Genomic DNA, 23,645 nt, shown 5'->3' on the forward strand with positions numbered 1-23,645 from the left:
GCCGCGCACGTTAGCGCTGCTCGAATGCGACGCGGCCGGCCACGATGGTCGCCCGAACGCGAGCCGGCAATTCGTAACCGAGGAACGGCGTGTTATGCCCCTGACTCTTCAGCGCACGCGGCTCGACGCGCCAATGCGCGTGACGGTCGAACACGCAGAGATCGGCCACGCTGCCTATCGCGACGCTGCCGGCCGCTTGCAGATCGAGCACGGCGGCCGGCGCCGCGGTGATGCGGTTGAGCGCCTTCGCAAGCGGCACGCCGGCTTCGTCGGCCCACTTCACCGTCAGCGACAGAAACAGCTCGAGGCCGGTAGCGCCCGGCGTGGCTTCGCCAAACGGCAGCAGCTTTTCGTCGTCGTCGACCGGTGTGTGATCGGAGCAGATCGCGTCGATGGTGCCGTCGACGAGACCCGCGCGGATCGCTTCGCGATCGCGCTGCTGACGCAGCGGCGGGTCGAGCCGGAACTGCGCGTCGAAGTAGCCGATGTCGAGGTCGATCAGATGCACGTGGTTCACGGTCACGTCGCACGAAACCGGCAAGCCCTCGACTTTCGCCTCGCGCATGAGCGCGATGCCCGCCGCCGACGACACATGCGACAGATGCACCCGCGCGCCCGTCACACGCACGAGTTCGAAGATCGTATGCAGCGCGATGGTTTCCGCCGCGACGGGCACGCCGGAGAGGCCGAGCCGCGACGCGAGCGCACCGCTCGCGGCCACGCCGCCCTTGCCGAGATACGCGTCGACAGGACGCAGCCAGACCGTGTAGCCATAGGTTTTCGCGTATTGCAGCGCGCGCATCAGCACTTGCGTATCCACCACCGGCGAGTCGGCCTGCGAAAAGCCGATGCAGCCGGCTTCCGTGAGTTCGACCATTTCGGTGATGACCTGGCCTTTCAGACCGACCGTCAACGCGCCGAGCGGATAGACATGCGCCTGGTCAAGATTACGCGCGCGAAACTTCAGCATTTCGACGAGGCCGGGTTCGTCGAGCGTCGGATCGGTGTCCGGCGGACAAACGAGACTCGTGACGCCGCCAGCAAGCGCCGCGGACATTTCCGATTCGAGCGTGGCCTTGTGTTCATAGCCCGGCTCGCGCAGACGCGCCGACAGGTCGACGAGACCGGGTGCGATATGCAGACCGCGCGCGTCGATGGTTTGTGTCGCCTCGAAATTGGCGGGCGCGTTGCCGAGCGCGACGATCTTGCCCGCCTCGATGAAAACGTCCTGCTGCTGTTCCGTGCCTGCTGCCGGATCGATCAGCGTGCCGCCTTGAATATGAATCGTCATGCGCTGCCTTAATGTTTCAGCCGGATTCGGCCAGGTTCTGCGTTGTCTGCCGCGCGTGCGTCGTTCTGCGTCCGCACGCATGCGTTTGCCGGATCAATCGTTATTGCCGGCGACGATCCCCATCACCGCCATGCGCACTGCAATGCCGAACGTCACCTGATTCAGAATCACGGATTGCGGACCGTCGGCCACCTGCGAATCGATTTCGACGCCGCGATTCATCGGGCCTGGGTGCATCACGATTGCATCGGGCTTGGCGAGCGCGAGCCGCTCCGGCGTCAGGCCCCAGCTCTTGAAATACTCCTGCGCCGACGGCAACAGCGCGCCGCTCATTCGCTCGTTCTGCAGACGCAGCATGATGATCACGTCGACGTCCTTCAGCCCTTCGTCGAGGTTGTGGAACACGCGCACGCCCATCTGTTCGAGGCCGCCCGGCAGCAGCGTGCGCGGGCCGATGGCGCGCACTTCCGGCACGCCGAGCGTGGTCAGCGCGTGAATGTCCGAGCGCGCGACTCGCGAATGCAGAATGTCGCCGACAATCGCCACACGCAGATTCGTGAAGTCTTTCTTGTAGTGGCGGATCGTGTACATGTCGAGCAGACCCTGAGTGGGGTGCGCATGACGGCCGTCGCCGGCATTGATCACATGCACGTGCGGTGCGCAGTGCTGGGCGATCAGATACGGCGCGCCGCTCGACGCATGACGCACGACGAACATGTCGGCGTGCATCGCCGACAGATTGTTGATCGTGTCGAGCAGCGATTCGCCCTTGCTCGTGGACGAAGCGTTGATGTTCAGATTCAGCACGTCGGCCGACAAACGTGTCGCGGCAATTTCAAACGTGGTGCGTGTGCGCGTCGAATTCTCGAAGAACAGATTGAAGACCGACTTGCCGCGCAGGAGCGGGACCTTCTTGACCTCGCGATCCGTCACGCTGACGAACTGGCTCGCCGTGTCGAGGATGTGATTGACGATCGCCTTCGGCAAACCTTCAATCGACAACAGATGCTTGAGCTCGCCGTTTTTCGTGAGCTGCGGGTTGCCCTTCAGGAAGCCGTAGCGGAAGCGCTCGGTGGCGCTGTCGGCTTGGTCGTGAGAGGCCTGGTTCGCGGTGTTCATGAGTTACCTGCTGGAGATACGGACTTCAACGTGTGTGCGGCGGGCTGCGACTGGCGGTGCGTGCGCACTCGCACCCGGATGCCGCGCTCAATCGGCGCGGGCTTCGGTGTGAAAAGTGAAACGCGGCTGGCCTGCGCTGCTCTCCTCGCGCGCGAGCACCAGCGTCGCGTCCGCGGGCACATCCACCACGCCGCCGACGAAGCGCGCCGCCACCGGCAACTCGCGGCCTCCGCGATCGGCGAGCACCGCCAGTTCGACCGCCGCCGGGCGGCCGTAGTCGTAGAGCTCATTGAGCGCTGCGCGGATCGTGCGGCCGGTGTACAGCACGTCGTCGACCAGCACGATGCGGCGGCCGTCGACGGAAAAAGGCAGCGAGGTCGGGCTCGCCTGCGAGTGCAGACCTTTCTTCGCGTAGTCGTCCCGATGCAGTGCGACATTCACTACGCCGAAACTCGCCAGCTTCAGATCATGCGCGAGCCGTTCGGCGAGCCACGCGCCGCCGCTGTAAATGCCGGCGAGCACGGCGCCCTCGGCACCGTTTTGTGCCGCACCGAACTCGTCGCCATAGGCGGCGCGAATCTGGTCGAGCAGCGCGCGATAAAGCGCTTCGGCGTCAATGGAACTCATGATGGTCGGAAAGTCCGTCTAGATATTGCTGAAGGATGATGCTGGCGGCTTCGGCGTCGAGCATGTCGGCACGGCCCTTGCCCTCGCGGATACCCGACTTTGCCTCAACCGACGAATAACGCTCGTCGATCCACGTGACGGGCAAATTGAAGCGGCCGTTCAATTGATTGCCGAACCGTTTGGCGAGTCGCGTCATTTCGTGCGGCGTGCCGTCCGGATGCATCGGCAAGCCGACGACGAGCGCGTCCGGCTTCCATTCGGCGATCAGTTTGCCGACCTCTGCGAAGCGATATTCGCGGCTGCGATTCTGCACGATCACGAGCGGCCGCGCGCTCTTCGTAAGCGAATTGCCGACCGCCACGCCGATGCGCTTTTCACCGTAGTCGAACGCAAGCAGCGTCGCCTCACGTCCGGCCGGCAGGCTCATGCGGCGCCTCTCATGCGTGCCCGGCCTCGCCCGACAGCATGGACAGCGAAATGCCGAGCAGCGCGAGCGCGGCTTCGAGGCGCTCTTCGGCGGGCACGTCGAACACGATCTTCGGATCGGCCTCGACCGTCAGCCAGCCGTTTTTCGAAATCTCTTCTTCAAGCTGACCCGCGCCCCAGCCGGCGTGACCGAGCGTGAGCAGGAAACGCTCGGGACCCGTGCCGCTTGCAACCGCCTCGAGCACGTCTTTCGACGTGGTCATTTCGAGACCGCCCGGCACCGACATGGACGACGTATAAGTGTTGCCGTCTTTCGGGTCGTGCAGCACGAAGCCGCGCTCGGTTTGCACCGGGCCGCCGAAATACACGGGAACATGAAGGAGAGGCTCGATTTCGAGCTTGAGGTCGATGCGACTGAAGAGCGCTTCCAGATCGATATCGGTCGGCCGGTTGATCACGAGGCCGAGCGCGCCGCGCTCACTGTGATCGCAAAGGTAGACCACCGTTCCTGAAAACGTCGGATCCGCCATGTTGGGCATGGCGATCAGGAACTGGTTGGTCAGATTGATGCGATCGGTACTCTTGGACATAGTTCGGATTTTAGCAAAGACGGTGCAGGATGGCGGGCTTCGAGCGTGGAACGGCGACGCGAGTCATGGAGCGTGCCGCGAGCCATCGACGGCGATTCATGTTGCACTCTATCACGCACGCGGGCCTTGCCACGGTGCAGTTTGGGCCTGCGCGCCTGCTTGCGGGCTCGCCTGCGTAGTTGCCTACCTGATGCGCTTCTTGCGCGGCCCTGGCGCTCCTGACGCGCGTTACGCGCCGCCCTGCTCGATCGACCGCGTAAGCGCGCTCAGCGCTGCGCCGCTGGCCGGCGGCGCCACGCCCGCCGCCACCTTGTGCAGCGTGGCGCGCAATGCCTCGGCCGCGCCTTCCAGCGCACTGGCCGCAGGTGCGTCGACGATCACGTGAGCACGCACCGCAGGCGTCGACACGCCGGCATGAGCGCGACGGCGCCACGCGAGTCCCAGCGCATCGGCTAGGAGCGCGACATGGCCGAGGCCGAGCGCGCAAGCTGCGGACCCGAGCCGGTACGCGGCGTCGCCAGCCTGCAGCGCTTCGCTCGGATCGGCCTTCTCAGGCTGGTCCGCGGCCCGCGCGTGTTCGGCAAGCGCGGAGATCGCGGCGTCGGCCGTTTGTAGAAAATCCTCGTACGCATGCGCGTTGACGCTCAGCACACCAAGTTCGCGTGTCAGTGAAGTGTGCGCGCCGAACGACTGCGCCTCCACCGCTCCGGCTTCCCAAAGCATTTCCGATGCCTGCGTGCCCGCGACGTGCCAATCGACGGTCAAGCCGTAGTCGTGCAGCACCTCGACCTGATCGGCGTCTTCTGCGGCGGCGCCGAACAGTGCGTAATCGCGCCACAGCAGCGCGAGGGTAGCTCGCACCAGCGAGCGCTGCGCGCGCTCGATGCCGCGCGCATGATCGGCTAGCGCGAGATTGCAACGCGCGTAAAAACGCCGCGCGTCGGGCTCACCCGCCGCGCGTCCGCTGACCCGCAATGCACGGGCGCAGGCCTTGGCAAGACGCCAGAAGTCATAGGGATCTGGACCGGCGAGCTCGGTGAACACCGCGTCGAGTTCGTCGAGCGCGGCGTTGGTGGCCGCGCGCGCCGCCACGCTGCCGGTATCCGGCTGCGAGCGCAGCACCGGGAGCAGCGCGCGTTCGTAGCGCGCACGCAGATGAGCCAACTGCTCGGCCGACTGTGCATGAAACGAAACGGGCGGCACGGGCCGCGCGGTCAGCGCGAGGTCTTCGAAAGCCACCGGAGAAGCAGTTGTGTGTTCGCCGAGATCGGCACACAACTCGCGGTAATGACTAAAGAGCGTGGGCGAGCAGGCGAGCTCGCGCAGATTGTGACGCTCGAGCGCCGCACGAAAGTCGCGTAGCGCGGCGCCAAACGCCGGCCGCACGTTCTCGGCCTCGGCCGGATCGCCTGCGGCCAGCGGCGAAAGGCGCACGAGCGCGTCGGCGAAACGCGTGGCACTCAGCCAGCCCGCGCTGCGCAGTGCGTGCGAGGCGCGCACAAGCGCGGTGGTGCAGCCGGTGTGCTGCTCGAACGCCAGCAGCGCTTCGGCCAGCGCAAGTTCCGCCGGGCGAACAGCGCCGCCGCGCGGGTTGGGCAATGCGTCGAAGGAAACAGGTGCTGCGGATCGAAGAGTCATGAGTTGGCGACGGAAAGTCGGCGGGCCGCCGTTGGGCGCCGCGCGCAGACTGAGCGCCTAACGCGCGGACCGGCAACTGAACAATGACAAATGCGCGATGACAGCTGCACAGGGACAAATGCAGAACGACCAATGCGCCATGACAGACTACGCAACGTCAACCTGCGGTTGGGACACGGCCAGCACGAGGACGTTCCGGCGCGATGCCACACCTCGGCGGGGCGACGCCGGCCGCCGTTCGACTTCAGATCTGGACCATCTCGAAGTCTTCCTTGCGCGCGCCGCACTCGGGGCACGTCCAGTTGATGGGAACGTCTTCCCAGCGCGTGCCCGGCGCAATGCCCTCGTCCGGCAAACCGGCTTCTTCGTCGTAAATCCAGCCGCAAATCAGGCACATCCAGCTTTGATATTCCATTCTTGTATCGCGTCGTGAAGTCCGGGGAAACAGGAGCCATGATGGTACCGTGTTGCCGCCCCAATGCCTAGCAATGGCAAAAGCCCTGTCCCTTTGTGCAACGACCTTCGGCAATGCTGGATGGGAAAAGTGCCGCTGCGTGCGGCGTCGCGCCACGGGTTAGCCCAGAAGCCGGGAGCGAAGCCACCCGCGATGCGAAAAAACGCCCCTGCGCCGTTTTAGGACGCATAATTGAGCCGCTTGCGCACTCACCGCGCCAAAAATACCGCTCCTTTGTAAATCTTCATGCCCAGCGACACGCCCCCGATCGTCCTCACCTTCGGCCTCTCCGATCCTACCGGCGGCTCTGGCCTGCAAGCCGACCTGATGACACTTGCCAGCATGGGCTGTCATGGCGTCTCCGTGCTTACCGGCTATACAGTGCGCGACTCGGCGAGCTGCGACGAAGTCAACGGGCTCGACCCAGAGGTTGTAGCGACCCAGGCGCGCATGCTGCTCGAGGACATGCCGATTGCAGCGTTCAAGGTGGGCGCCTGCACGCGCGCGGAAGTAGTGAGCGCGATCGCCGAAGTAGTAGCCGATTACGACGATATTCCGCTGATTCTCGCCCCCGACTTCACACTCGACGACGAGCACGTGCTCGCCGCCGACGAACTGCGCGAAGCCATTGCCGACCTGCTCGCGCCGCAAACCACCTTGCTGGTCGCCGACTCGGCCACACTGCTCGCCCTCGCTCAGCCAGACGGCGACGCCGAAGCGCCGAGCCTCGACGCGGCGATCTCACATCTGCTGTCGCAGGGCTGCGAATACATTTTGTCGACGGAAACCGGCACGCACCGGCTGGTCAATACGCTTTTCAGCGAAGACGGCCAGTTGCGCCAGGACATGTGGGACCGCGGCAGCCATCGCATCATGGGCTTGACGGATACGCTCGGCTCGGCCATCGCGGCACTCCTCGCCAATGGTCAGGAACCGGCGGAGGCCGTTCGCGAGGCTCAGGAGTATCTGTACCAGGCGGTGCGCGCCGCGTTCCGACCGGGCATGGGCGCGTATATGCCGGACCGGTTCTTCTGGGCTCGTAGCAGCGACGACGACACGCCGCCCACTGCCGGCAAGGACGCGGCGCCTGGGGAAGCGAGGCACTGAGGTACGTCGGGGTGACTGTGCGCGGATGTGGCGCGTGTGGCGCGTGTGGCGCGTGTGGCGCGTGTGGCGCGTGTGGCGCGTGTGGCGCGTGTGGCGCGTGTGGCGCGTGTGGCGCGTGTGGCGCGTGTGGCGCGTGTGGTGCGTGTGGTGCGTGTGGTGCGTTGGCGCGCCTCGTGCAAACCAGGCGCCTGCAATCGCTATGTCGCTCGTAGCAGGCTTCTTGAGCAAATTCCGAGGAACACGGAGGTGCTCCCGCCGAATCATCCCTCCATGCCCCATCTAGTCATTGCATAGCGCTCCCGCGTAACGCCGCCTGGCGCGCCCGACGGCTTCCACGTCGCACTCGCCCACTCCGCCGAGGCATTGCCACGACGCGTGGCGTATGTCGTCAACGCTGACACTGCGTTTAAGTCCTTCTGGAACATGACCATGGAACTGCCCCGCGGCCTTGTGCAGCCCATCCACGGCGCGAGCACGCTTGCGGACAGGATGCGACTCCTCCGTCAGAAGCCTCTCACGATCTGGCTGACCGGCCTGCCGGGAGCAGGCAAGTCGACCATTGCGTCCGAACTCGAACGGCAACTCGTTTCGCAAGGCCTGGCCTGCTACGTACTCGACGGCGACAGCATTCGCCACGGCTTGGGCAGCGACCTCGACTTCAGCCAGCAGGGCCGCCACGAAAACATCCGTCGCGTCGCACATGTCGCCCAGTTGATGAACGACGCAGGCCTCATCGTTATTACCGCACTCATCTCGCCGATGCAGGCCGACCGGGCGATGGCGCGCGATATCGTGGGCGCCGGCAATTTCATTGAGACTTACCTGTCGGCACCATTCGCAATATGTGCGCGCCGCGACCCCAAAGGTCTCTACGCAAAGGCTCTGGCCGGCGAGATTGCGTCGTTCACCGGCGTATCAGCGCCCTATGAAGTACCGCTCGATCCGGATCTCGTGATCGACACTGCAACGTTGACGCCGAGTGAGAGCGTTGCAGACATCGTCGCGTACTTGCGTGAGAACTGTCTTGCGCTTCTCGCATAAATGTTTTGCCAATCGCTGTGTTGGCGACATCGGCAGTACTAACGTTGGCTTACGCCCGAACGGCAGATGGTGGCTCTCCGAGCTTAAAGTGAGCATTGATCCTATATCGTCATGACACTTGCAGCTCTGAGGTGGTGACGATGCGCTCTGCCTATGCCGCCCCATTCTCTGCTCGCCGAGACGCCGGGTTCAGCCGATATATCGGCCGACGCTTGCAACTCACGCGATGCGGCTCATTTGTGGGGATTCCAGCCTCTCGATGCTTCTAAAGCATTAAGGCGTCACCTGCCCGCATGTCAGATCGTCTTACGGCTTGCCGTTCAAATCTATCATTGGGCCCGGCACACTGAATGCACAGAGAGGCTCACGTGTTGCGAGATGGCGCGAGGTCGGGCATTACAAACCGACGGTCGCGCGATGGCGCAATTTTAAATTGACTTCGGCGGTGCAGAAAAAATCTGATATTGATCGATCTCCGCCTTCTTTCCGACCATCTCGGACATTATCTTGTCGGAATAAAGCGCTCAACCGACAAGCTTCGGCTAGTTTGATTTAGTGATTGAACGGCGACAACGCCGCAGAAACGCGCTTTGTCGGCCCGGTCAAAGGGTGAGAGAAGCGGAATAGGTTTGGCGTATCGTAGAATCGGTTAGCAGTCCATTCAATAATAAGCGTTCGTCACATACACGTTGCGCCGGCCATTTCCACATTAATGCATCGATGAAACCAGGGTTTAAAACCATCGATTGTTTTCTCCTGAATTGATTCGGTAAAAATTGCGAACTCCTAAGCGCTCGCGCCGAAGCTTCAGTTCACGATAAAAAATAACCGGCCCACAAATGACCGTCGCGTCGCGTGAGATTGGAATGATCACGGCCTCCGCGAAGATCAGCATCGTCCTCTTAGAGGTGCATTGCGCGGCAACGGTGAACGACACAGATCGATGTCCGTTCAGGACGAGGCGCGGGCGTCCTTGCTGTCCGACAAAGTCGAAAACCGTCGTTGCGGGGAGGCCAGGGGCGACGGCTATTCTCGTGGCCGCACATTTAAGCAGTACTATAAAAGGGTCGAGTCCCGAAAAGATCAGCAGGGATATCCCGTAATTAACCGAAGAAAGCATAAGACGTTCGCGAGTCGCGAAATTGGCCGAAAAGATCTTGCTATGTGGCCGAGGTCGGCGAAATTTACTATAGATTTCCGCGCCTTACGGGTATTATTTACCCCGGTCGCCCAGCAAGTATGGATTTTTTGCCGATCGCTGCCGTGCGCGTCTCGGGTGAAACGTTTGCGAGCACCGGCGGTAAGGGGTCCTGGATGCTTGGGGCCGCTAAAAAGGGTGGAAGACACACCGTGGGCAGATCATTCGACCCCTGATGCTGAATTGGAATCAACGTCTACACCGTGCAGGAATATGTCGTTCGGAATTTTTTAGGCGTCCTAACGGATGACTTCCCCCTGCTGCCGTTCAACCGTTAAACGCGCCAAGTAATTCCTGTTTGGACTTTATTAGGGCTACGCAGGCTTTTCGGCGTAGTCGAACTGCTCGTAACGCATTCGACCGCCAAGCCGGGTGCCCACTACCGTAGTTGCAAGAAATCGCTGTACAAGTTACCGAATCGAGCGGGCTGCTCACGCTTGTAGCGAACGTTTGCTTTAAACACGACAGGGTCTTCGACCATCTTCGGGTCGGCGTCCGTTCGCCTGTAATTAATGGCGCGCTAGTGAGTGCTTCATTAGTCGCGGATCTATCCGCTCTAAGGATATTCGCGTCAGCAAACGTTTCACTTGAGCTTACCGAACGGCACTGCTCCATTCAAAAGAAGCAAAATAATTTGCTCGTCCGTCAGTAGACCTAACTAGCGCGTGCCCTGATTGGCGCGCATCTATTTACTCGAAGCGCCATAAACATTTGGGGTTTCTTATCGAGATTTTTTCTCGACAGCGGAATTATTTACCATGCTAAAACGACGTCAATTTATTAGCGGCCTTGCGGCTATCGGTGGAAGCTACCTGTTGAGCGCGTGTGGTGGCGGCGGCGCAGACGGTGGCGACAACAGCAGTGGATCGGCCGCTACGGAGGCCAAAGCGCATGCCGCCGCTTCTGCAAACGGCACCGCCATTCCTCCGGCAAGCTCAATCACAGACAGCACCGGCGCGGTCTGGACTCTATCAGGCGGCGTGGTGTACAGGAACGGCGCGAAAGCCGGCAATACCTACAACGTAACGCTGATCAGTTACTACGGCAACACCATCTATTCTTGCGGCACCGGCGGCCAGTACTACGCGTGGAACGGGTCCGGATGGGTAGCGTCCCTCGACCCCCGCATGGGAGGCACGTCGGCTGAAGGCACCACGCTGCCCGCTTCGCCCTACATCATCGACAGAGCGAACGACGTATGGACGCTTGTGAATGGCGTGGTCTACCGCAACGGCGCAACCGTGGGTAACACGTACAACGTGTCCTTGGTCCTCTGGTACGGCGGCAAGATCTGGCTTTGCGGCACGGGTGGTCAGTTCTATGTGAACGTAGACCAGCGGAACCTGAAAGCGCAATGGCTGCCCTCGTCCGACCCGCGCATTGCTGCGGCGCCTGCTGCCGGCATGTTCTACGGTGTCAACGGACACTTTGACTACACCTACACCCCAGCCCAGCTCGTATCGCTCGTCAAGGGCATGGGCTGCACGACATATCGCGTAGGTTGCACGGCCCAACCGAATCAGATCTACGCAGTGACCAAGATCGCGCAGGCTTTCCAAAGTGCCGGCCTCAAGCTGTTCGTGCTGATCAACCAAGGCGTCACGGATGCCAACGGTAGGCTCTACGCGAACGAAGTTGCGGCTTACCTGGACAACATGGCAGGTGCGAAGACGATCGCCACAGCACTGGCGCCGTATGGCGTGACGATGTACGAATGCGGCAACGAACTGACGCGCCAGGACGCCACCGTAGTTGACTTCTCGTACGCCGGCGCGTTGGCCGTGGACTTCAATAACACCAACTGGCCGATCATGCGCGGTGCAATGCGCGGCATGATCGACGGTGTGAAGTCGATCCAGCCAACGGCCAAATGCGGTATCAACTTCTGCGTGGCGGACATCGGCGCGGCAGACGCGCTGTGGGAAGGAATGCAACCCGACGGCACCAGCGGCCACCAGCCGTTGCGCTGGGACATTACCACGTGGCACAACTACGCTGCGTATGGCGACATTTTCGCCATTGGCAGCGACGGTAAGGGTCCGGCGTTCGACTTGCCGACGTATTGCAAGGCTCGCTATGGCGTGCCGTTCATGATCACCGAATGGAACACGGGTCCGGAAGAGACGGAAAGCTCCCGTGCGAGCTACATCACGTCGCAGCTGACCGAGTTCTATGCGGCGCGCAAAACGCACAACATCCAGTCGGTGATGTATTACGTGCTCGATAGTGGCAATAACACCTACGGCATCATGATCAACGGTACGCCGATCAGTCAGCCCTACAATGCTTTCACTGCGTTCACGTCCGCCCACCCGGACAATTAAGTGCAGAGCGCTTAGCATTCGAATCTGCTTGATCCAGCTGTAAAACGAACGTCGCCTCTTCGCCTAACGAAGAGGCGACGTTCGCATTTCTACGCTACCCCTTAGAGCGCGTTATTCCGCAGCGCCGTGAGTCGCACATTTCCCTACTTTGCCGGAACGGCCGTTGCGATCGCCGGCGACCGTGGCAAGAGCCCGATGTTTTGTACATGAGCGCGCTAACCGTCGGACTCGCCCCTTCGATTACGCCTATTTGCCCGGTCGCGCCAACGCTCCGGGCACAATCCCGGACCCCGCGCCGTGTACTGAAAGAAAGACACAACAACAGCAGCGATCGCGGTCGCATACGGCACCACGATTCTTGCCTCCAACAACCTGACTTCGACGCGGACGGCGTCTTCGTCACTCGTCGACGACAATTCCGGCCGCGCTGGCATATCGTCGATGCCCGGCCGAGGCAACGCATCCGTGCTGAGCAGGCAGCGCGCACCAGCCAACAGACGCAGATCGGATCAAGCGCCTGAGGCGAAATCCGCTGTTATTCAGCATTTTGCGACTGTATCGCCCGACTTTGCGCCGCACTGGCCTTTTTCGCCGAACTGCCACCTAACATCCTCCGAAAAGGGCCATTAGCGAATGACGTGTGACGAGGCGTGTCCGAACACGGTCGACGCACAGGCGGCTACTACGGCAAAGCGAGTGTTACATACAGTCTGCGGGCAACGCAGACGCCCTGGCATCTATATTTGGAGTCACAATGGATATCGATTCGCAAACCGTGCCTGCTTCGCAGCCCTTCCTTCCAAAGAAAGTGTTGGCGAAGCGCGTTAGCGCCAGGAATTTCAGTTATGTAGTCGACCGGCTATCGTTTCATAGGCTCAACGGGCTTGCGGAGAAGCATCTACGCGCGAGAGGTCACAAGATGGCCGTATTCGCGAATGAACATATTGGCGGATTTATCCATGTTTTCGGGGTCTATGAGCAGGAAGAGCTCGACGTGCTGTTCAGCTTCCTCGAACCTTTGCACGACGTTTTCCGTGCGGGCATCGGGTTAGATATCGGCGCCAATATTGGCAACCATAGCCTTTATTTCTCGAACATATTCGACGAGGTGTATTGCTTCGAGCCAAATCCGTCGATTTTCTATTTGCTCGAATTCAATGTGAGTTTCCGGAAGAAGATCAAAGCATTCAACATCGGTCTTGGGGACAAGAAAGGAACATTCAGGTTGTCAGAGGTGCCCGATAACATGGGCGAATCGGCCATCGTCACGGACCAGCTTGGGGCCGATGCCGACGCAAACTGCGTCGATGTGCAGATTGACAGGCTGGATAATCTCGACTATCGCGACAAAGGGCTTTGCTTTATAAAAATGGATGTCGAGGGTTTCGAACCCAAGGTACTGCAGGGCGGCTTGCGCACTATAACGAAGCACTGGCCACTGATCGTATTGGAGCAGCACGAAAGTGACTTCAAAGAAGGAGATTCGGAGTCAATTTCAATATTGCGAGACCTGGGATACAAATTCTGCTGGCATCAGAGCGGGACAGGGTCACGAAACACTTTTATCCGGCGCATTTTCAACTTCACGGAAATGTTTGCGGGACGTACGCACAAAGTGGTGACCGCCGAGGACGTTCCACCGGGACATTATTCGATGCTTATAGCGGTTCCTCCGCGGTTTCAAGCTGCCCTTCACATGTGACGATGTGTTTGAGTAACCTTGACGTGAGCGTAGACGATCCAGAATTCTAACTTTTGAGCTTGTGAACGTCCCGACCATAATAAAACCCGCATTTCTGCGGGTTTTTTCTTTGGCAAACGCACCTCGCGGCGCGCTTTTCCATGGGCTCCCGATCGAACCTCTGTGCGAGGCGCAACGGGGAGCGGACATGAAATTACATGTCCATGCCCATGCCGCCCATGCCGCCGGGCATGCCGCCAGGCATCGGTGCGTCTTCCTTCGGCAGTTCGCAAACAGCTGCGTCGGTCGTCAGCAGGAGACCTGCCACCGATGCTGCGTTTTGCAGCGCCGTGCGCGTGACCTTCGTCGGGTCCACGACACCAGCGTCAACCAGGTCGACGTACTCGCCGGTTGCTGCGTTGTAGCCGTAGTTGCCTTGGCCAGCAGCAACTGCCGCCACCACGACGCTGGCTTCTTCGCCGCCGTTCGTGACGATCTGGCGCAGCGGCTCTTCCATTGCGCGCAGGACGATTTTGATACCTGCGTCCTGATCGGCGTTAGCGCCCTTCAGGCCGGCGATCGCCGTACGTGCGCGGATCAGCGCAACGCCGCCGCCAGCAACGATGCCTTCTTCCACAGCTGCGCGCGTTGCGTGCAGTGCGTCTTCGACACGTGCCTTCTTTTCCTTCATTTCGACTTCGGTCGCAGCGCCGACCTTGATCACTGCAACGCCGCCTGCCAGCTTGGCAACGCGTTCTTGCAGCTTTTCACGGTCGTAGTCCGACGTAGCTTCTTCGATTTGCGTGCGGACCTGCTTCACACGCGCTTCGATGTTCGCAGCTTCGCCAGCGCCGTCGATGATCGTCGTGTTTTCCTTGCCCACTTCGATGCGCTTCGCCTGGCCCAGTTCGGCCAGCGTTGCCTTTTCGAGCGTCAGGCCGGTTTCTTCAGCGATGACCTGGCCGCCGGTCAGGATCGCGATGTCTTCCAGCATGGCCTTACGGCGATCGCCGAAGCCCGGAGCCTTCACGGCAACCGTCTTCAGAATGCCGCGGATGTTGTTCACCACCAGCGTTGCCAGTGCTTCGCCTTCGACGTCTTCTGCGATGATCAGCAGCGGACGGCCAGCCTTGGCGACTTGCTCCAGAACCGGCAGCAGATCGCGGATGTTCGAAACCTTCTTGTCGTGCAGCAGCACGAACGGGTTCTCGAGCACGGCAACTTGCTTGTCCGGGTTGTTGATGAAGTACGGCGACAGGTAGCCGCGGTCGAATTGCATACCTTCGACAACGTCCAGCTCGTCTTGCAGCGACTTGCCGTCTTCGACGGTGATGACGCCTTCCTTGCCGACCTTGTCCATTGCTTCAGCGATACGATCGCCGATCGACGAGTCGCTGTTTGCCGAAATCGCGCCAACTTGAGCGATTTCCTTGTTCGTCGTGCACGGCTTGCTGATCTTGCGCAGTTCTTCGATCGCGGCCGTCACAGCCTTGTCGATACCGCGCTTCAGGTCCATCGGGTTCATGCCCGATGCAACGTACTTCATGCCTTCGCGGACGATCGACTGAGCCAGAACCGTTGCGGTCGTGGTGCCGTCACCTGCGTTGTCGCTGGTCTTGGAAGCCACTTCCTTGACCATTTGCGCGCCCATGTTCTGGAGCTTGTCTTTGAGTTCGATCTCTTTTGCGACCGACACACCGTCCTTGGTGACCGTCGGGCCGCCGAAGCTGCGTTCCAGGACAACGTTGCGGCCCTTCGGACCCAGCGTGACCTTCACAGCGTTCGCGAGGATGTTCACGCCTTCGACCATCTTGGCACGGGCGGAATCACCGAATACGACGTCTTTAGCTGCCATCTTCTAACTCCTTGAATTCTTGGGATATAACCGGAAGTAGCGGCTTGCGCTTACTTCTGCACCACGGCCATGATGTCTTCTTCGCGCATCACGAGCAGTTCGTTGCCGTCGACCTTGACGGTCTGGCCTGCGTACTTGCCGAACAGGACACGGTCACCAACCTTCACGTCGAGCGCGATTGCGGCGCCCTTGTCGTCACGCTTGCCCGGGCCGACCGCCAGGATTTCGCCCTGATCCGGCTTTTCTGCTGCGGCTTCGGGGATCACGATGCCCGACGCGGTCTTGGTTTCTTGATCCAGACGCTTGACGATCACGCGATCATGCAAAGGACGAAGGTTCATACATACTCCTCTCTTGATTGAGACTGAAGAACGCTTGGAAAACCCGGCTGGCCGAGCCAACCGGCGAAGTTGTTAGCACTCTCGTGCAGCGAGTGCTAATTATATGGACGGGTGGTGACAAATTCAAGAAGGGATGTGGGGCGGCGTCGAGATTCGCTGAACTTCGAAAATCGCTCACTCAGGTTCGAGGTGGCGACTCATATTGGGACGCCGCGACGGCACGCAGTTCCCTGTTAAAACAATGACTTAGAAGAAGGTCCGTCGTACCGCTCGGGCGAACGCTCTGCACTGACTGTCGGCCGCTTCTCGGCCCACCCTCCGCAAAAATTAGCAATCGCCGTTGGATCAAGGGTAAACGCTGTGGTTGATCATGCTCGGCGACCTGTGAAGACGACACCCCGCCATCGCTCCTGATCACCGACAGTTTTGGCTGGCCGGTCGGTTCCGCTCACTGCGCGGACGGTTGCATGTAAGGCAGTTGCGTTTGCGCTCGCGAAGAAGCCGCGCGGGCGCCCGGGGACATTTCGCCGAATACGGCACGCCTGTTGTCGTGCCCGCCCGACTCACGTGTACCGATTGCTGCCGTACCGAAACTTACCCAGGTGGTTTTTACGGCTGCTGAAATCCGGCGGCGCGGGAAAATCAGATCGTGATCGGCGACGTGGCGTCTTTTTGCAGAGCGCCTGCTCCGTCGCTACGCCCACTGCGCTTCGCGCTTTCTTGCAGCCCGAAGACTGGCACAGCGATTGACGTGAGCCGCGATGTCTCTTGTTTATTCTCCGCGAGCGAATTGATAACAACCGAGTGGTCGCCTGCCTCTATGAGGGAACCCGGACAAGGATCGAGATCCCGTGCAAGGCACTTGTTCCTGACCACACCGGTCAGAAGAAAGAACCTTGCAACATGCTTGCGCGTATTTCAGATCGCAATAACGACTGCTACCACGCAGAGCAGGATGATCGATAGGCTCCCGCGGTTCTTGATGGAGAACACTATCGGGTCGTCATGCATTTGACCGCGGAACGCGACCATCCAGACGCGGCTGATCCAGAAGAGCAGCAGGCAAAACAGGATCCACAGCCTGTGCGGATGGCTATACAGCACGTTCACGTCAGCTGAATTCATGTAAAGAGCAAGTATGAGTACCGCGACGTAGCCTGCTGCCGTTCCCATCGAGCGCACCATGCTCATGTCCGCAGTGTAGTAGCCCCGGCCCGCGGCACAGTCCTTGCCTTCACGTTGCAGCTTGTCGAGTTCCGTGTAGCGCTTCACCATGGCCAGACTGAGAAAGATCATCACCGAAAACATGACCAACCAGTCCGACAGCACGACGTCCACGGCCGCCCCGCCGGCCACAATGCGGGCGGTGTACAGCGCAGCCAGCACGAAAACGTCTACCAGCATCACGCGCTTGAGACGCAACGAATAGGCGAGCGTCACCGCGACATACGCGGCTAGCGCAAGCTGGAATCGCGTCGGCAGCATGATGGCCAAGCTCGCCGACGCCGCCAGCAGGACGAACATCAGGCCAATGCCAGCCAAAAGCGGCAATTCTCCAGAAGCGAACGGGCGCCGGCGCTTGCGGCTGTGGCGCCTGTCCGCATCCAGATCGAGCATGTCGTTCAGCAGGTACACCGATGACGCGCAGAAGCAGAAAGAAAGAAACGCAATCCCGTCAGCGACGAGTACATCGACATTCATGAAGCGATGCGACGCAAGTAGCGGGACGAAGATCAACAGGTTCTTCACCCACTGATAGACACGCATCTCCTTAAGAGACGACCGGATGAATGACCGCTTGCTGTCGAAAATTACGGTTGCCTGATTCACTCGTTGCGCGGCGGCCTGAATGCTCTTACCCCCGACAACTATCGCTTTGCGAGACTGCTTCCACACGGGTACGTCGGCGCGCGCATTACCGCAATAGTCGAAACCATGCGCACCAAACTCCGCCGTCAAGGTTCCGGCCTTGTTAGTGCCGGACAGATTGTGCGTTTCATTGCTTGCCATCACACCTTTGAAGAAACCAAAGTGCGACGCAATCTGCTCAGCGAACCGTTGATCGCTGGCAGTGCAAAGATAAAGATCACGGCCGCTAGAGCGCTCCTGTTTCAGAAACTCGACGAGGCGTGCGTTGTACGGAAGGAGCGATACGTCGATGGTGACACGCGCAGCTATCTGAGCCTTCAGATAGCCTTTGCCGCGCAGCAGCCATGCGATGCAATGAAACAGATATAACGGGTTTTGCTTTATGAGCGCAAGGAACGACTCAATAAGCAGGTCGCTGTCGGTCAAAGTGCCGTCCAGATCAACGCATAGAGGAACAGCGATCATAGTCACCTCGATCGTTATCAATATCTGATCAACACCAGATCAGGCAAGAAAAGCGACGAACGTTCGCCGTTGATATCCGGCTATTGTCGGCGTCCTCCGACAGGTAGATAGGCGAACGCACCATCGCACGATCACCATGAAAGATCGCCCGCCAAAGACGCCTTTTTGACGATCAGCGTCGACGGTATTCAGTTGGCGGCCATCACACTCATAACGCGACTTCGTTTAGCTCGAGGGTGCATCGGAGATGGATAATCACTTTTATCGAACGGCGAAGGTGCGTCACGCTCACGCAGGCTCATTCTCAACGCGTCAAGCGTAGCATTGGCTGGGTCGTCTCCGCCAAGCGGCGGCATGAACTGTGGTGATAATGGCCGATATCGTGGAAGGCGCGTTTAACGGACGTGTTTGCGCAGATGTGCACCACATGTATCTCCATAGAATGCGACTTGCGCCTTGTCCCCTAAAGTAAAAATCCTGATAATCAACAACTGGTTCCAGCGGCCGTTAGCAACTTGATGCCGACGACGAAAATCGATCTGGATACCTAATTCCATCGCCCGGCACCAGCCAGAGTTGTTTCGCCACTGCCGTATCTGTCGATAGACACCATCAGGGACGCGCACGACAAGCGTCACGCTTAATCGCCAGCACTGAACTGGCATGTCATATCGTCTTTGTAGCGCGGACCGTCAGCCCCGTAGATCGAGTTGCTCGAGACTCTGGCAGGCGTGCGTCGATCATTGCACGATTCTTTCAATCCCGGAAGAAGGCCATTCTATGTCTACGACAATGAAACGCACCTTTGAGCATATACGTTGGACCCAATTGAGCGACCAGATTGTTGTCTTTGTATTCGCTTCGTCACTGTACGCAGCGATCTTGTATAACACTGGTACCGACAGCACACTCATGGCCGGCATCGTCGGATTCTCTGTTGTGGCTGGCGCAATCCTATGGGGCTATCTGTCGAAGGCCCAGTGGCGCACGACAATCCTGTCGGCTCTATTCATCGCGGTCGTGTTGTGGGCATTTGGTCACTTGCGAGAGTTCAGTTACGACGGCCTGAATTACCACCTCGCCACGCCCTTGATGCTTGACCACGCGTTGAATGGCGTCATCGGAGCGCGAGAACCGGGAGGCGTTTTCTGGGCTCTGCATTATCCGAAGTCTTTCGGATACTTTGCATACACCGCAAAACTCCTGACGGGGCACTTCAACAGCGGGAAGTCGTTCACTCTATTGCTTAGCGTTCCTGCGCTTTATTCTCTGATGCAGTTGTTTCGGACCGCAGGCATATCGAGCAGGCTCGCACTGGTGGGAGCCGCTACCTGCATCTACAATCCTGTTGCGATCGGACAAGTTACTACGTTTTACGTCGACGCGTCCCATTTCTACTGCTGGACCATTTTCTCCGTCAATCTACTCTTTGCCATCAAGCGCTTGCCTTACTCGAAGGCACAACTCGGCGGCGCGCTCGTGCTCCTGATAGCATCAAAGCTGACGGGACCTGTCTTCGCATCGATATCCATATTCGTATTCATTGTGGTGGCAATCGTGACCGGAGAAAGATCGAGCTTCTTTCGGCGGTACAAAGGCATATTCGGACAATTGGTTATCTGGTCTTTCGTTGCGGTCGCAATCGTCGGCTACTCACCGTACGTTGAAAACGTCGTTGCCGGCAAGCACATCTTCTATCCCGTTCTAGGGAAGGATAAGGTCGACGTGATGGAAGAGAAGGCATCGCCGCATTTTCTTGCCATGAACCCGCTGCACAGGCTGCTTCTATCATATTTCTCCGTACCGTATAACTGCAGTTCTTGCCGCGAAGCGGAGCCCATCTTCGCGCCCACAAAGGCCCAAATGCGCGATGCATTCATCGCGATGCATACGGCCGATATGCGTTTTGCAGGCTTCGGTCCGCTCTTCGGAATTATGCTGATCGCCTGTCTGGCTTCCTTCTTCTGGCGAAGGAAGAACGCCGATGTCGTAAAGATATATCTGCTTGCAACTCTGGTACTTGTTCTCAGTCATCCGCAATCGTGGTGGGCGCGCTACGTGCCAATGTTCTATGTCGTTCCGTTTCTGGTGGTTGCGGGCTTCTCATCAAACCGTAGGTTATTCAGAGTAGTAATTGCTTTGGGCATCATGAACTCGACCCTCGCTCTCGTCAGTGTCGGGGGCTACCTCGCCCTGAAGGGCGCTCACTACAACAACGCAGTCGCCTCGGTACGCGCGACGTGCGGCAAGCGCCAGATCGCATTGCCGTCTTCTGAAATGAATTGGGAACCGGACCTGCGTGACGACCATCTCGTCGTTATGACGGGAAGCTCTCCGACGGAGCCCGGGTGCATGGTAAATTTTGACGAATTAATGGTTATGAAAAAGTAGCGTCGATATCGCTTCTGCTCGAACTCGCACGGACCTCCGGATCAGTCGAACTTTATTCGGCCAATTAGGCCATTAGAGCGCCAGTTTTGGCCCGTTTAGATAGGATTCGCAGGCAGCACGGTATCCTCACAATCGCAAAAGAATGTCGGCCAATAGTGCCGACGCAACTCCAAGCTTTGACCTCAGGTGACGCTTATGCACGACAAGACGAACGATGGCAGACGACTCGCACTTCGGACTTTGGCGGCGCTTGGTTGCACGTCGTTGGAGGGGCTATGGCCGGCAGTCGCATCCGCGGCGACACGGCGCGCTTCCGAAACGCCGTTTGCCGGGCCAAGAATCACTGACATGATGGGTTCTAATGGCTGGGCCGGCTCGCCTATCGATACGGCTATGTGGAAGAAGATGGGCCTCACCTTTGGACGCGGACCCGTTGGACCGGGCCAGCCGAATGGCCCCTCGGACATAATGCGTGTCGACAAGACGGAGAATGACAACAACGTCGACCTTGGGCCCCTTATCCTCCATAACAACCGGAATGGAATCCGCACGCTGCTGCTACTCGCCTATACGGCGCTCTGGAATGCGAGCGTGCGGGGCGACAGCAAATCGGCGCCAGTCGACGTGAAACCATGGGAACGCTATGTGGAAGCCGTGGTCAGCAAATACTCCAAGCCGCCGTACAACGTCCGGTTTTTCCAGATATGGAATGAAGCGGCGGGGAAACTTTCGGGCGGCTCGCCGCAGGCATCGTTCTGGCACGGAGTGACTAAAACGGGTATCAGGGACCCGGACAAAGGTCCGTATGAGCAGGCGATGCAGGACTATGTCGAGAAGATCCACATTCCCGCGGCGCGGATTATCCGCCGCCACGGTGCGTACGTCGTGTACGGCGGCTGGCCGGACCAGGGCGGCCTGGAAACTTACATTCAGTGGCTCGAGTACAAGAGTCCGAAGTACAACGAGCGGATGCTCGATTGCGTCGACTATCTCGACACGCACTATCTTTGGATCAATGCTTTCGACGAACTCTACGACCGTTATATAAAGCGGGGGCCGGCGCGTGGCTTGTGGCAGACCGAGATCGGCGACCGTTACATGATCGACACTCACTACTTGCCGACTTACTTCTTTCAGTTTGCCGTGTGGGCGCTCGACCGGAACTGGGACAACCGCGACAAGTACGTCTCGATGGTGTATCACTGGGAAGGCGTAGAGTCCTTCCGGCTTACACGCCGAGGGCCGCCACAAGCCTTCAACGTGTCGGGCCAAAGTCTGATCGTGTTGAATCAGACCGTTGGTGGCGTGCTGTCACGCTTTCCGCAAAAGCTGGACTTCAGTCCGGATGCGTCGGGTACCGCCTTGCGCTCGGACGACCAGATCGTCATACAGGTGGAGGCACTGCCAGGCTGGCACACGGTGAACGTGCCTGGCCTGGCAGCGCCTGCGTCGGGAAAACCGTCTGTTCAGGTTATCGATGCAATTTCGGGTTCCATTCAGCGCGCCGCGGACGTGACAATGAAATGGGACAGTAACGCGCTGAACGTCCGATTCAATGTTCCGACTCGTGTGAACGGCCAAGGTGGCAAAGGAACGCCGAAACACCTCGCCTATATTGTCGTGCGACCGTAGGCAACCGCCGACTGTGCCGATCGCTGCGCACCGGCGCGACCGGCGCAGGTGCGCAGCGATTGCCTCGCGCAACGGCCTCGCACCCTTCGGGCCGTCATAACCGGCGGGAATGCCGCCACGCGCGCACAAGCCCGCTTGCCGAGCCGCCGCCAGATGTCGACGGGCACCATGGGGGCAATCGGCACCGAGATGGCGAAGCGCGCCTTGGCAAAGGATCGCCCTCCCGTTCACACCGAACGACGCGCAATTTGTTGGGACGCACTGCGTCTCAGAGCAACACCGGCATCCAGTTGTGCCGGGAGTTCCGCGCGCTGCGGTAGCGCAGGCCAGTCGGAAGGCCGTCCGACGAACGCCGTTCACGCTCCGGCTCTGGCCTGATGAAAATGATCGAAGCTGGCTCTACAGGCCAAACGAGTTTCGGCGCACACTGCGCACAGAAACTCAACGGAGCAGCCATGTACGTACCAGCCCATTTCAACGAAGCGCGCAAAGACGTGCTCCATGCGCTCATCGCGCACAACCCCTTCGGCACGCTGATCACCCACGGCACGAGCGGCCTGGACGCGAATCACATTCCGTTCGAAGTTGCGCCGGAAGAAGGCGAATTCGGCGTCCTGCACGCGCACGTCGCGCGGAACAATCCGCTGTGGCAGGACGTGGCCAACGGCGAAGAAGTGCTCGTCGTCTTTCAGGCAGGCGATGCCTATATTTCGCCGACCTGGTATCCGAGCAAGCACGAAACGCACAGACAGGTGCCCACCTGGAACTACGTGGTGGTGCACGCGCATGGCCGCATCACGATTCGCGACGACGAAAAATACGTGCGCGGCGTCGTGGCGCGCCTGACTCGCACACACGAGGCGGGGCAGCCTCGCCCGTGGAAAATGGGAGATGCGCCGAGCGAATATATCGACACCATGCTCAAAGCGATTGTCGGCCTGGAGATCGAGATCACCCGTCTCGTGGGCAAGAGCAAGCTAAGCCAGAACAAGGACGCTCGCGACATTGAGGGCGCGGCTGAAGCGCTGAAGGAAAACGGCAATGATCGAATCGCCGATGCGATGCTCGAGCACGCGCCGCATAAGCAATAAAGCCACGTTTGCACCGCTGCGCTCCGCAAGTCGGGCAATGGTCGGAGCGCACGCAATGTGCCGAATGCACTACTGGTTGGTGACAAAGCGCCAAAGCGCTGTGCACTCGGCACTCGATAGCTCGAAATGGGGCATGGACTTGCGCAACACCACGCTTGCCGGATCTATGCCGTCCTTGACCGCCCGACAGAACGCAACGGGATCGTACCGACTGGGCGGACCGCCTCGACGGCTTCTTGCATCGAGCAAATAGCCACGTGTAAGCGGCGGCGCAAAGCCGGGCGATGGATCCGTCCGTGTGTGGCAGTTGACGCATCGCGTAGTCCACTCCGGCAGCGGTTGATTGTCGTCGCGCAGGTGCGCCGCTGCGGCACGTTGTCCGCTGAAAATCGCACAGCCCATATCGCCCGGCGCGCAGCTCTGGTCGGCATACGCCAGATACGGAATGTTTAGTAGCGCCAGGCAGACCGTCAAGCGAGCCGCCAGGCGCGAGGTTGTCGACGTA

Annotated in this window: 17 protein-coding genes; 7 read left to right on the forward strand and 10 right to left on the reverse strand. The window is 59.7% G+C overall.

The window, feature by feature from the left end:
* Nucleotides 1-10: 10 nt before the first annotated feature.
* The 7 genes from JMY24_RS18770 to JMY24_RS18800 all read right to left on the reverse strand — a co-directional run bounded on the left by JMY24_RS18770 (nt 11) and on the right by JMY24_RS18800 (nt 6,106).
* A complete protein-coding gene (locus JMY24_RS18770) occupies nt 11-1,291 on the reverse strand; it encodes a dihydroorotase (protein ID WP_201702674.1) in 1,281 nt (426 codons plus the stop codon).
* A gap of 93 nt (nt 1,292-1,384) precedes the next feature.
* On the reverse strand, nt 1,385-2,410 hold the full coding sequence (locus tag JMY24_RS18775) for an aspartate carbamoyltransferase catalytic subunit (protein WP_020069825.1): 1,026 nt from the start codon (nt 2,408-2,410) through the stop codon (nt 1,385-1,387).
* A gap of 87 nt (nt 2,411-2,497) precedes the next feature.
* Nucleotides 2,498-3,037 (reverse strand): bifunctional pyr operon transcriptional regulator/uracil phosphoribosyltransferase PyrR, encoded by a 540-nt coding sequence (gene pyrR, locus JMY24_RS18780; RefSeq protein ID WP_201702675.1) that lies wholly within the window; start codon nt 3,035-3,037, stop codon nt 2,498-2,500.
* Nucleotides 3,024-3,464 carry a Holliday junction resolvase RuvX gene (gene ruvX, locus JMY24_RS18785; protein WP_128594376.1) on the reverse strand — a complete coding sequence of 147 codons (441 nt, stop codon included), beginning with the start codon at nt 3,462-3,464 and terminating at the stop codon, nt 3,024-3,026. The genes pyrR and ruvX overlap by 14 nt, the downstream gene beginning before the upstream one ends.
* Before the next feature lie 10 nt (nt 3,465-3,474).
* A complete protein-coding gene (locus JMY24_RS18790; RefSeq protein WP_020069822.1) occupies nt 3,475-4,053 on the reverse strand; it encodes a YqgE/AlgH family protein in 579 nt (192 codons plus the stop codon).
* Between the two features lie 228 nt (nt 4,054-4,281).
* Nucleotides 4,282-5,691 (reverse strand): hypothetical protein, encoded by a 1,410-nt coding sequence (locus JMY24_RS18795; protein WP_201702676.1) that lies wholly within the window; start codon nt 5,689-5,691, stop codon nt 4,282-4,284.
* Between the two features lie 244 nt (nt 5,692-5,935).
* On the reverse strand, nt 5,936-6,106 hold the full coding sequence (locus JMY24_RS18800; RefSeq protein WP_006047743.1) for a rubredoxin: 171 nt from the start codon (nt 6,104-6,106) through the stop codon (nt 5,936-5,938).
* 285 nt (nt 6,107-6,391) lie between these two features.
* On the opposite strand from JMY24_RS18800, the gene JMY24_RS18805 reads away from it, so the two are divergent.
* The 4 genes from JMY24_RS18805 to JMY24_RS18820 all read left to right on the forward strand — a co-directional run bounded on the left by JMY24_RS18805 (nt 6,392) and on the right by JMY24_RS18820 (nt 13,517).
* Nucleotides 6,392-7,252 (forward strand): hydroxymethylpyrimidine/phosphomethylpyrimidine kinase, encoded by an 861-nt coding sequence (locus JMY24_RS18805; protein ID WP_128586236.1) that lies wholly within the window; start codon nt 6,392-6,394, stop codon nt 7,250-7,252.
* 429 nt (nt 7,253-7,681) lie between these two features.
* Entirely contained in the window at nt 7,682-8,293 is a 612-nt protein-coding gene (cysC, locus tag JMY24_RS18810; protein WP_128596444.1) for an adenylyl-sulfate kinase, read from the forward strand.
* 1,956 nt (nt 8,294-10,249) lie between these two features.
* Nucleotides 10,250-11,815, forward strand: coding sequence for a hypothetical protein (locus JMY24_RS18815; RefSeq protein WP_128596443.1), 1,566 nt, complete (start codon nt 10,250-10,252; stop codon nt 11,813-11,815).
* 754 nt (nt 11,816-12,569) lie between these two features.
* The gene (locus JMY24_RS18820; protein ID WP_128586239.1) at nt 12,570-13,517 is read left to right on the forward strand and encodes an FkbM family methyltransferase; all 948 of its coding nucleotides are present in this window, start codon (nt 12,570-12,572) and stop codon (nt 13,515-13,517) included.
* 193 nt (nt 13,518-13,710) lie between these two features.
* Here the strand turns inward: JMY24_RS18820 and groL are convergent, their stop codons facing one another.
* The 3 genes from groL to JMY24_RS18835 all read right to left on the reverse strand — a co-directional run bounded on the left by groL (nt 13,711) and on the right by JMY24_RS18835 (nt 18,026).
* The gene (gene groL, locus JMY24_RS18825) at nt 13,711-15,351 is read right to left on the reverse strand and encodes a chaperonin GroEL (RefSeq protein ID WP_027801988.1); all 1,641 of its coding nucleotides are present in this window, start codon (nt 15,349-15,351) and stop codon (nt 13,711-13,713) included.
* Between the two features lie 50 nt (nt 15,352-15,401).
* The gene (gene groES, locus JMY24_RS18830) at nt 15,402-15,692 is read right to left on the reverse strand and encodes a co-chaperone GroES (protein WP_008923887.1); all 291 of its coding nucleotides are present in this window, start codon (nt 15,690-15,692) and stop codon (nt 15,402-15,404) included.
* 918 nt (nt 15,693-16,610) lie between these two features.
* Entirely contained in the window at nt 16,611-18,026 is a 1,416-nt protein-coding gene (locus JMY24_RS18835) for a UbiA family prenyltransferase (protein ID WP_128596442.1), read from the reverse strand.
* A 780-nt stretch (nt 18,027-18,806) separates the two neighbouring features.
* Here JMY24_RS18835 and JMY24_RS18840 point away from each other — a divergent pair.
* From JMY24_RS18840 to JMY24_RS18850, 3 genes are all read left to right on the forward strand, one after another.
* Nucleotides 18,807-20,417, forward strand: coding sequence for a hypothetical protein (locus tag JMY24_RS18840; RefSeq protein ID WP_128596441.1), 1,611 nt, complete (start codon nt 18,807-18,809; stop codon nt 20,415-20,417).
* 195 nt (nt 20,418-20,612) lie between these two features.
* Nucleotides 20,613-22,049 (forward strand): hypothetical protein, encoded by a 1,437-nt coding sequence (locus tag JMY24_RS18845; protein ID WP_128596440.1) that lies wholly within the window; start codon nt 20,613-20,615, stop codon nt 22,047-22,049.
* A gap of 455 nt (nt 22,050-22,504) precedes the next feature.
* Nucleotides 22,505-23,140, forward strand: coding sequence for an FMN-binding negative transcriptional regulator (locus tag JMY24_RS18850; RefSeq protein ID WP_128596439.1), 636 nt, complete (start codon nt 22,505-22,507; stop codon nt 23,138-23,140).
* The last annotated feature ends 505 nt before the right edge of the window (nt 23,141-23,645 follow it).

It is taken from the genome of Paraburkholderia kirstenboschensis, assembly GCF_904848585.1.
In the GTDB taxonomy this organism is placed as follows: Bacteria; Pseudomonadota; Gammaproteobacteria; order Burkholderiales; family Burkholderiaceae; genus Paraburkholderia; species Paraburkholderia kirstenboschensis.

What these genes read in the sequence shown, in the direction of transcription:
- JMY24_RS18770 (WP_201702674.1), bottom strand. Translation starts at nt 1,291, where the DNA reads ATGACGATTCATATTCAAGGCGGCACGCTGATCGATCCGGCAGCAGGC.
- JMY24_RS18775 (WP_020069825.1), bottom strand. Translation starts at nt 2,410, where the DNA reads ATGAACACCGCGAACCAGGCCTCTCACGACCAAGCCGACAGCGCCACC.
- pyrR (WP_201702675.1), bottom strand. Translation starts at nt 3,037, where the DNA reads ATGAGTTCCATTGACGCCGAAGCGCTTTATCGCGCGCTGCTCGACCAG.
- ruvX (WP_128594376.1), bottom strand. Translation starts at nt 3,464, where the DNA reads ATGAGCCTGCCGGCCGGACGTGAGGCGACGCTGCTTGCGTTCGACTAC.
- JMY24_RS18790 (WP_020069822.1), bottom strand. Translation starts at nt 4,053, where the DNA reads ATGTCCAAGAGTACCGATCGCATCAATCTGACCAACCAGTTCCTGATC.
- JMY24_RS18795 (WP_201702676.1), bottom strand. Translation starts at nt 5,691, where the DNA reads ATGACTCTTCGATCCGCAGCACCTGTTTCCTTCGACGCATTGCCCAAC.
- JMY24_RS18800 (WP_006047743.1), bottom strand. Translation starts at nt 6,106, where the DNA reads ATGGAATATCAAAGCTGGATGTGCCTGATTTGCGGCTGGATTTACGAC.
- JMY24_RS18805 (WP_128586236.1), top strand. Translation starts at nt 6,392, where the DNA reads ATGCCCAGCGACACGCCCCCGATCGTCCTCACCTTCGGCCTCTCCGAT.
- cysC (WP_128596444.1), top strand. Translation starts at nt 7,682, where the DNA reads ATGGAACTGCCCCGCGGCCTTGTGCAGCCCATCCACGGCGCGAGCACG.
- JMY24_RS18815 (WP_128596443.1), top strand. Translation starts at nt 10,250, where the DNA reads ATGCTAAAACGACGTCAATTTATTAGCGGCCTTGCGGCTATCGGTGGA.
- JMY24_RS18820 (WP_128586239.1), top strand. Translation starts at nt 12,570, where the DNA reads ATGGATATCGATTCGCAAACCGTGCCTGCTTCGCAGCCCTTCCTTCCA.
- groL (WP_027801988.1), bottom strand. Translation starts at nt 15,351, where the DNA reads ATGGCAGCTAAAGACGTCGTATTCGGTGATTCCGCCCGTGCCAAGATG.
- groES (WP_008923887.1), bottom strand. Translation starts at nt 15,692, where the DNA reads ATGAACCTTCGTCCTTTGCATGATCGCGTGATCGTCAAGCGTCTGGAT.
- JMY24_RS18835 (WP_128596442.1), bottom strand. Translation starts at nt 18,026, where the DNA reads ATGATCGCTGTTCCTCTATGCGTTGATCTGGACGGCACTTTGACCGAC.
- JMY24_RS18840 (WP_128596441.1), top strand. Translation starts at nt 18,807, where the DNA reads ATGTCTACGACAATGAAACGCACCTTTGAGCATATACGTTGGACCCAA.
- JMY24_RS18845 (WP_128596440.1), top strand. Translation starts at nt 20,613, where the DNA reads ATGCACGACAAGACGAACGATGGCAGACGACTCGCACTTCGGACTTTG.
- JMY24_RS18850 (WP_128596439.1), top strand. Translation starts at nt 22,505, where the DNA reads ATGTACGTACCAGCCCATTTCAACGAAGCGCGCAAAGACGTGCTCCAT.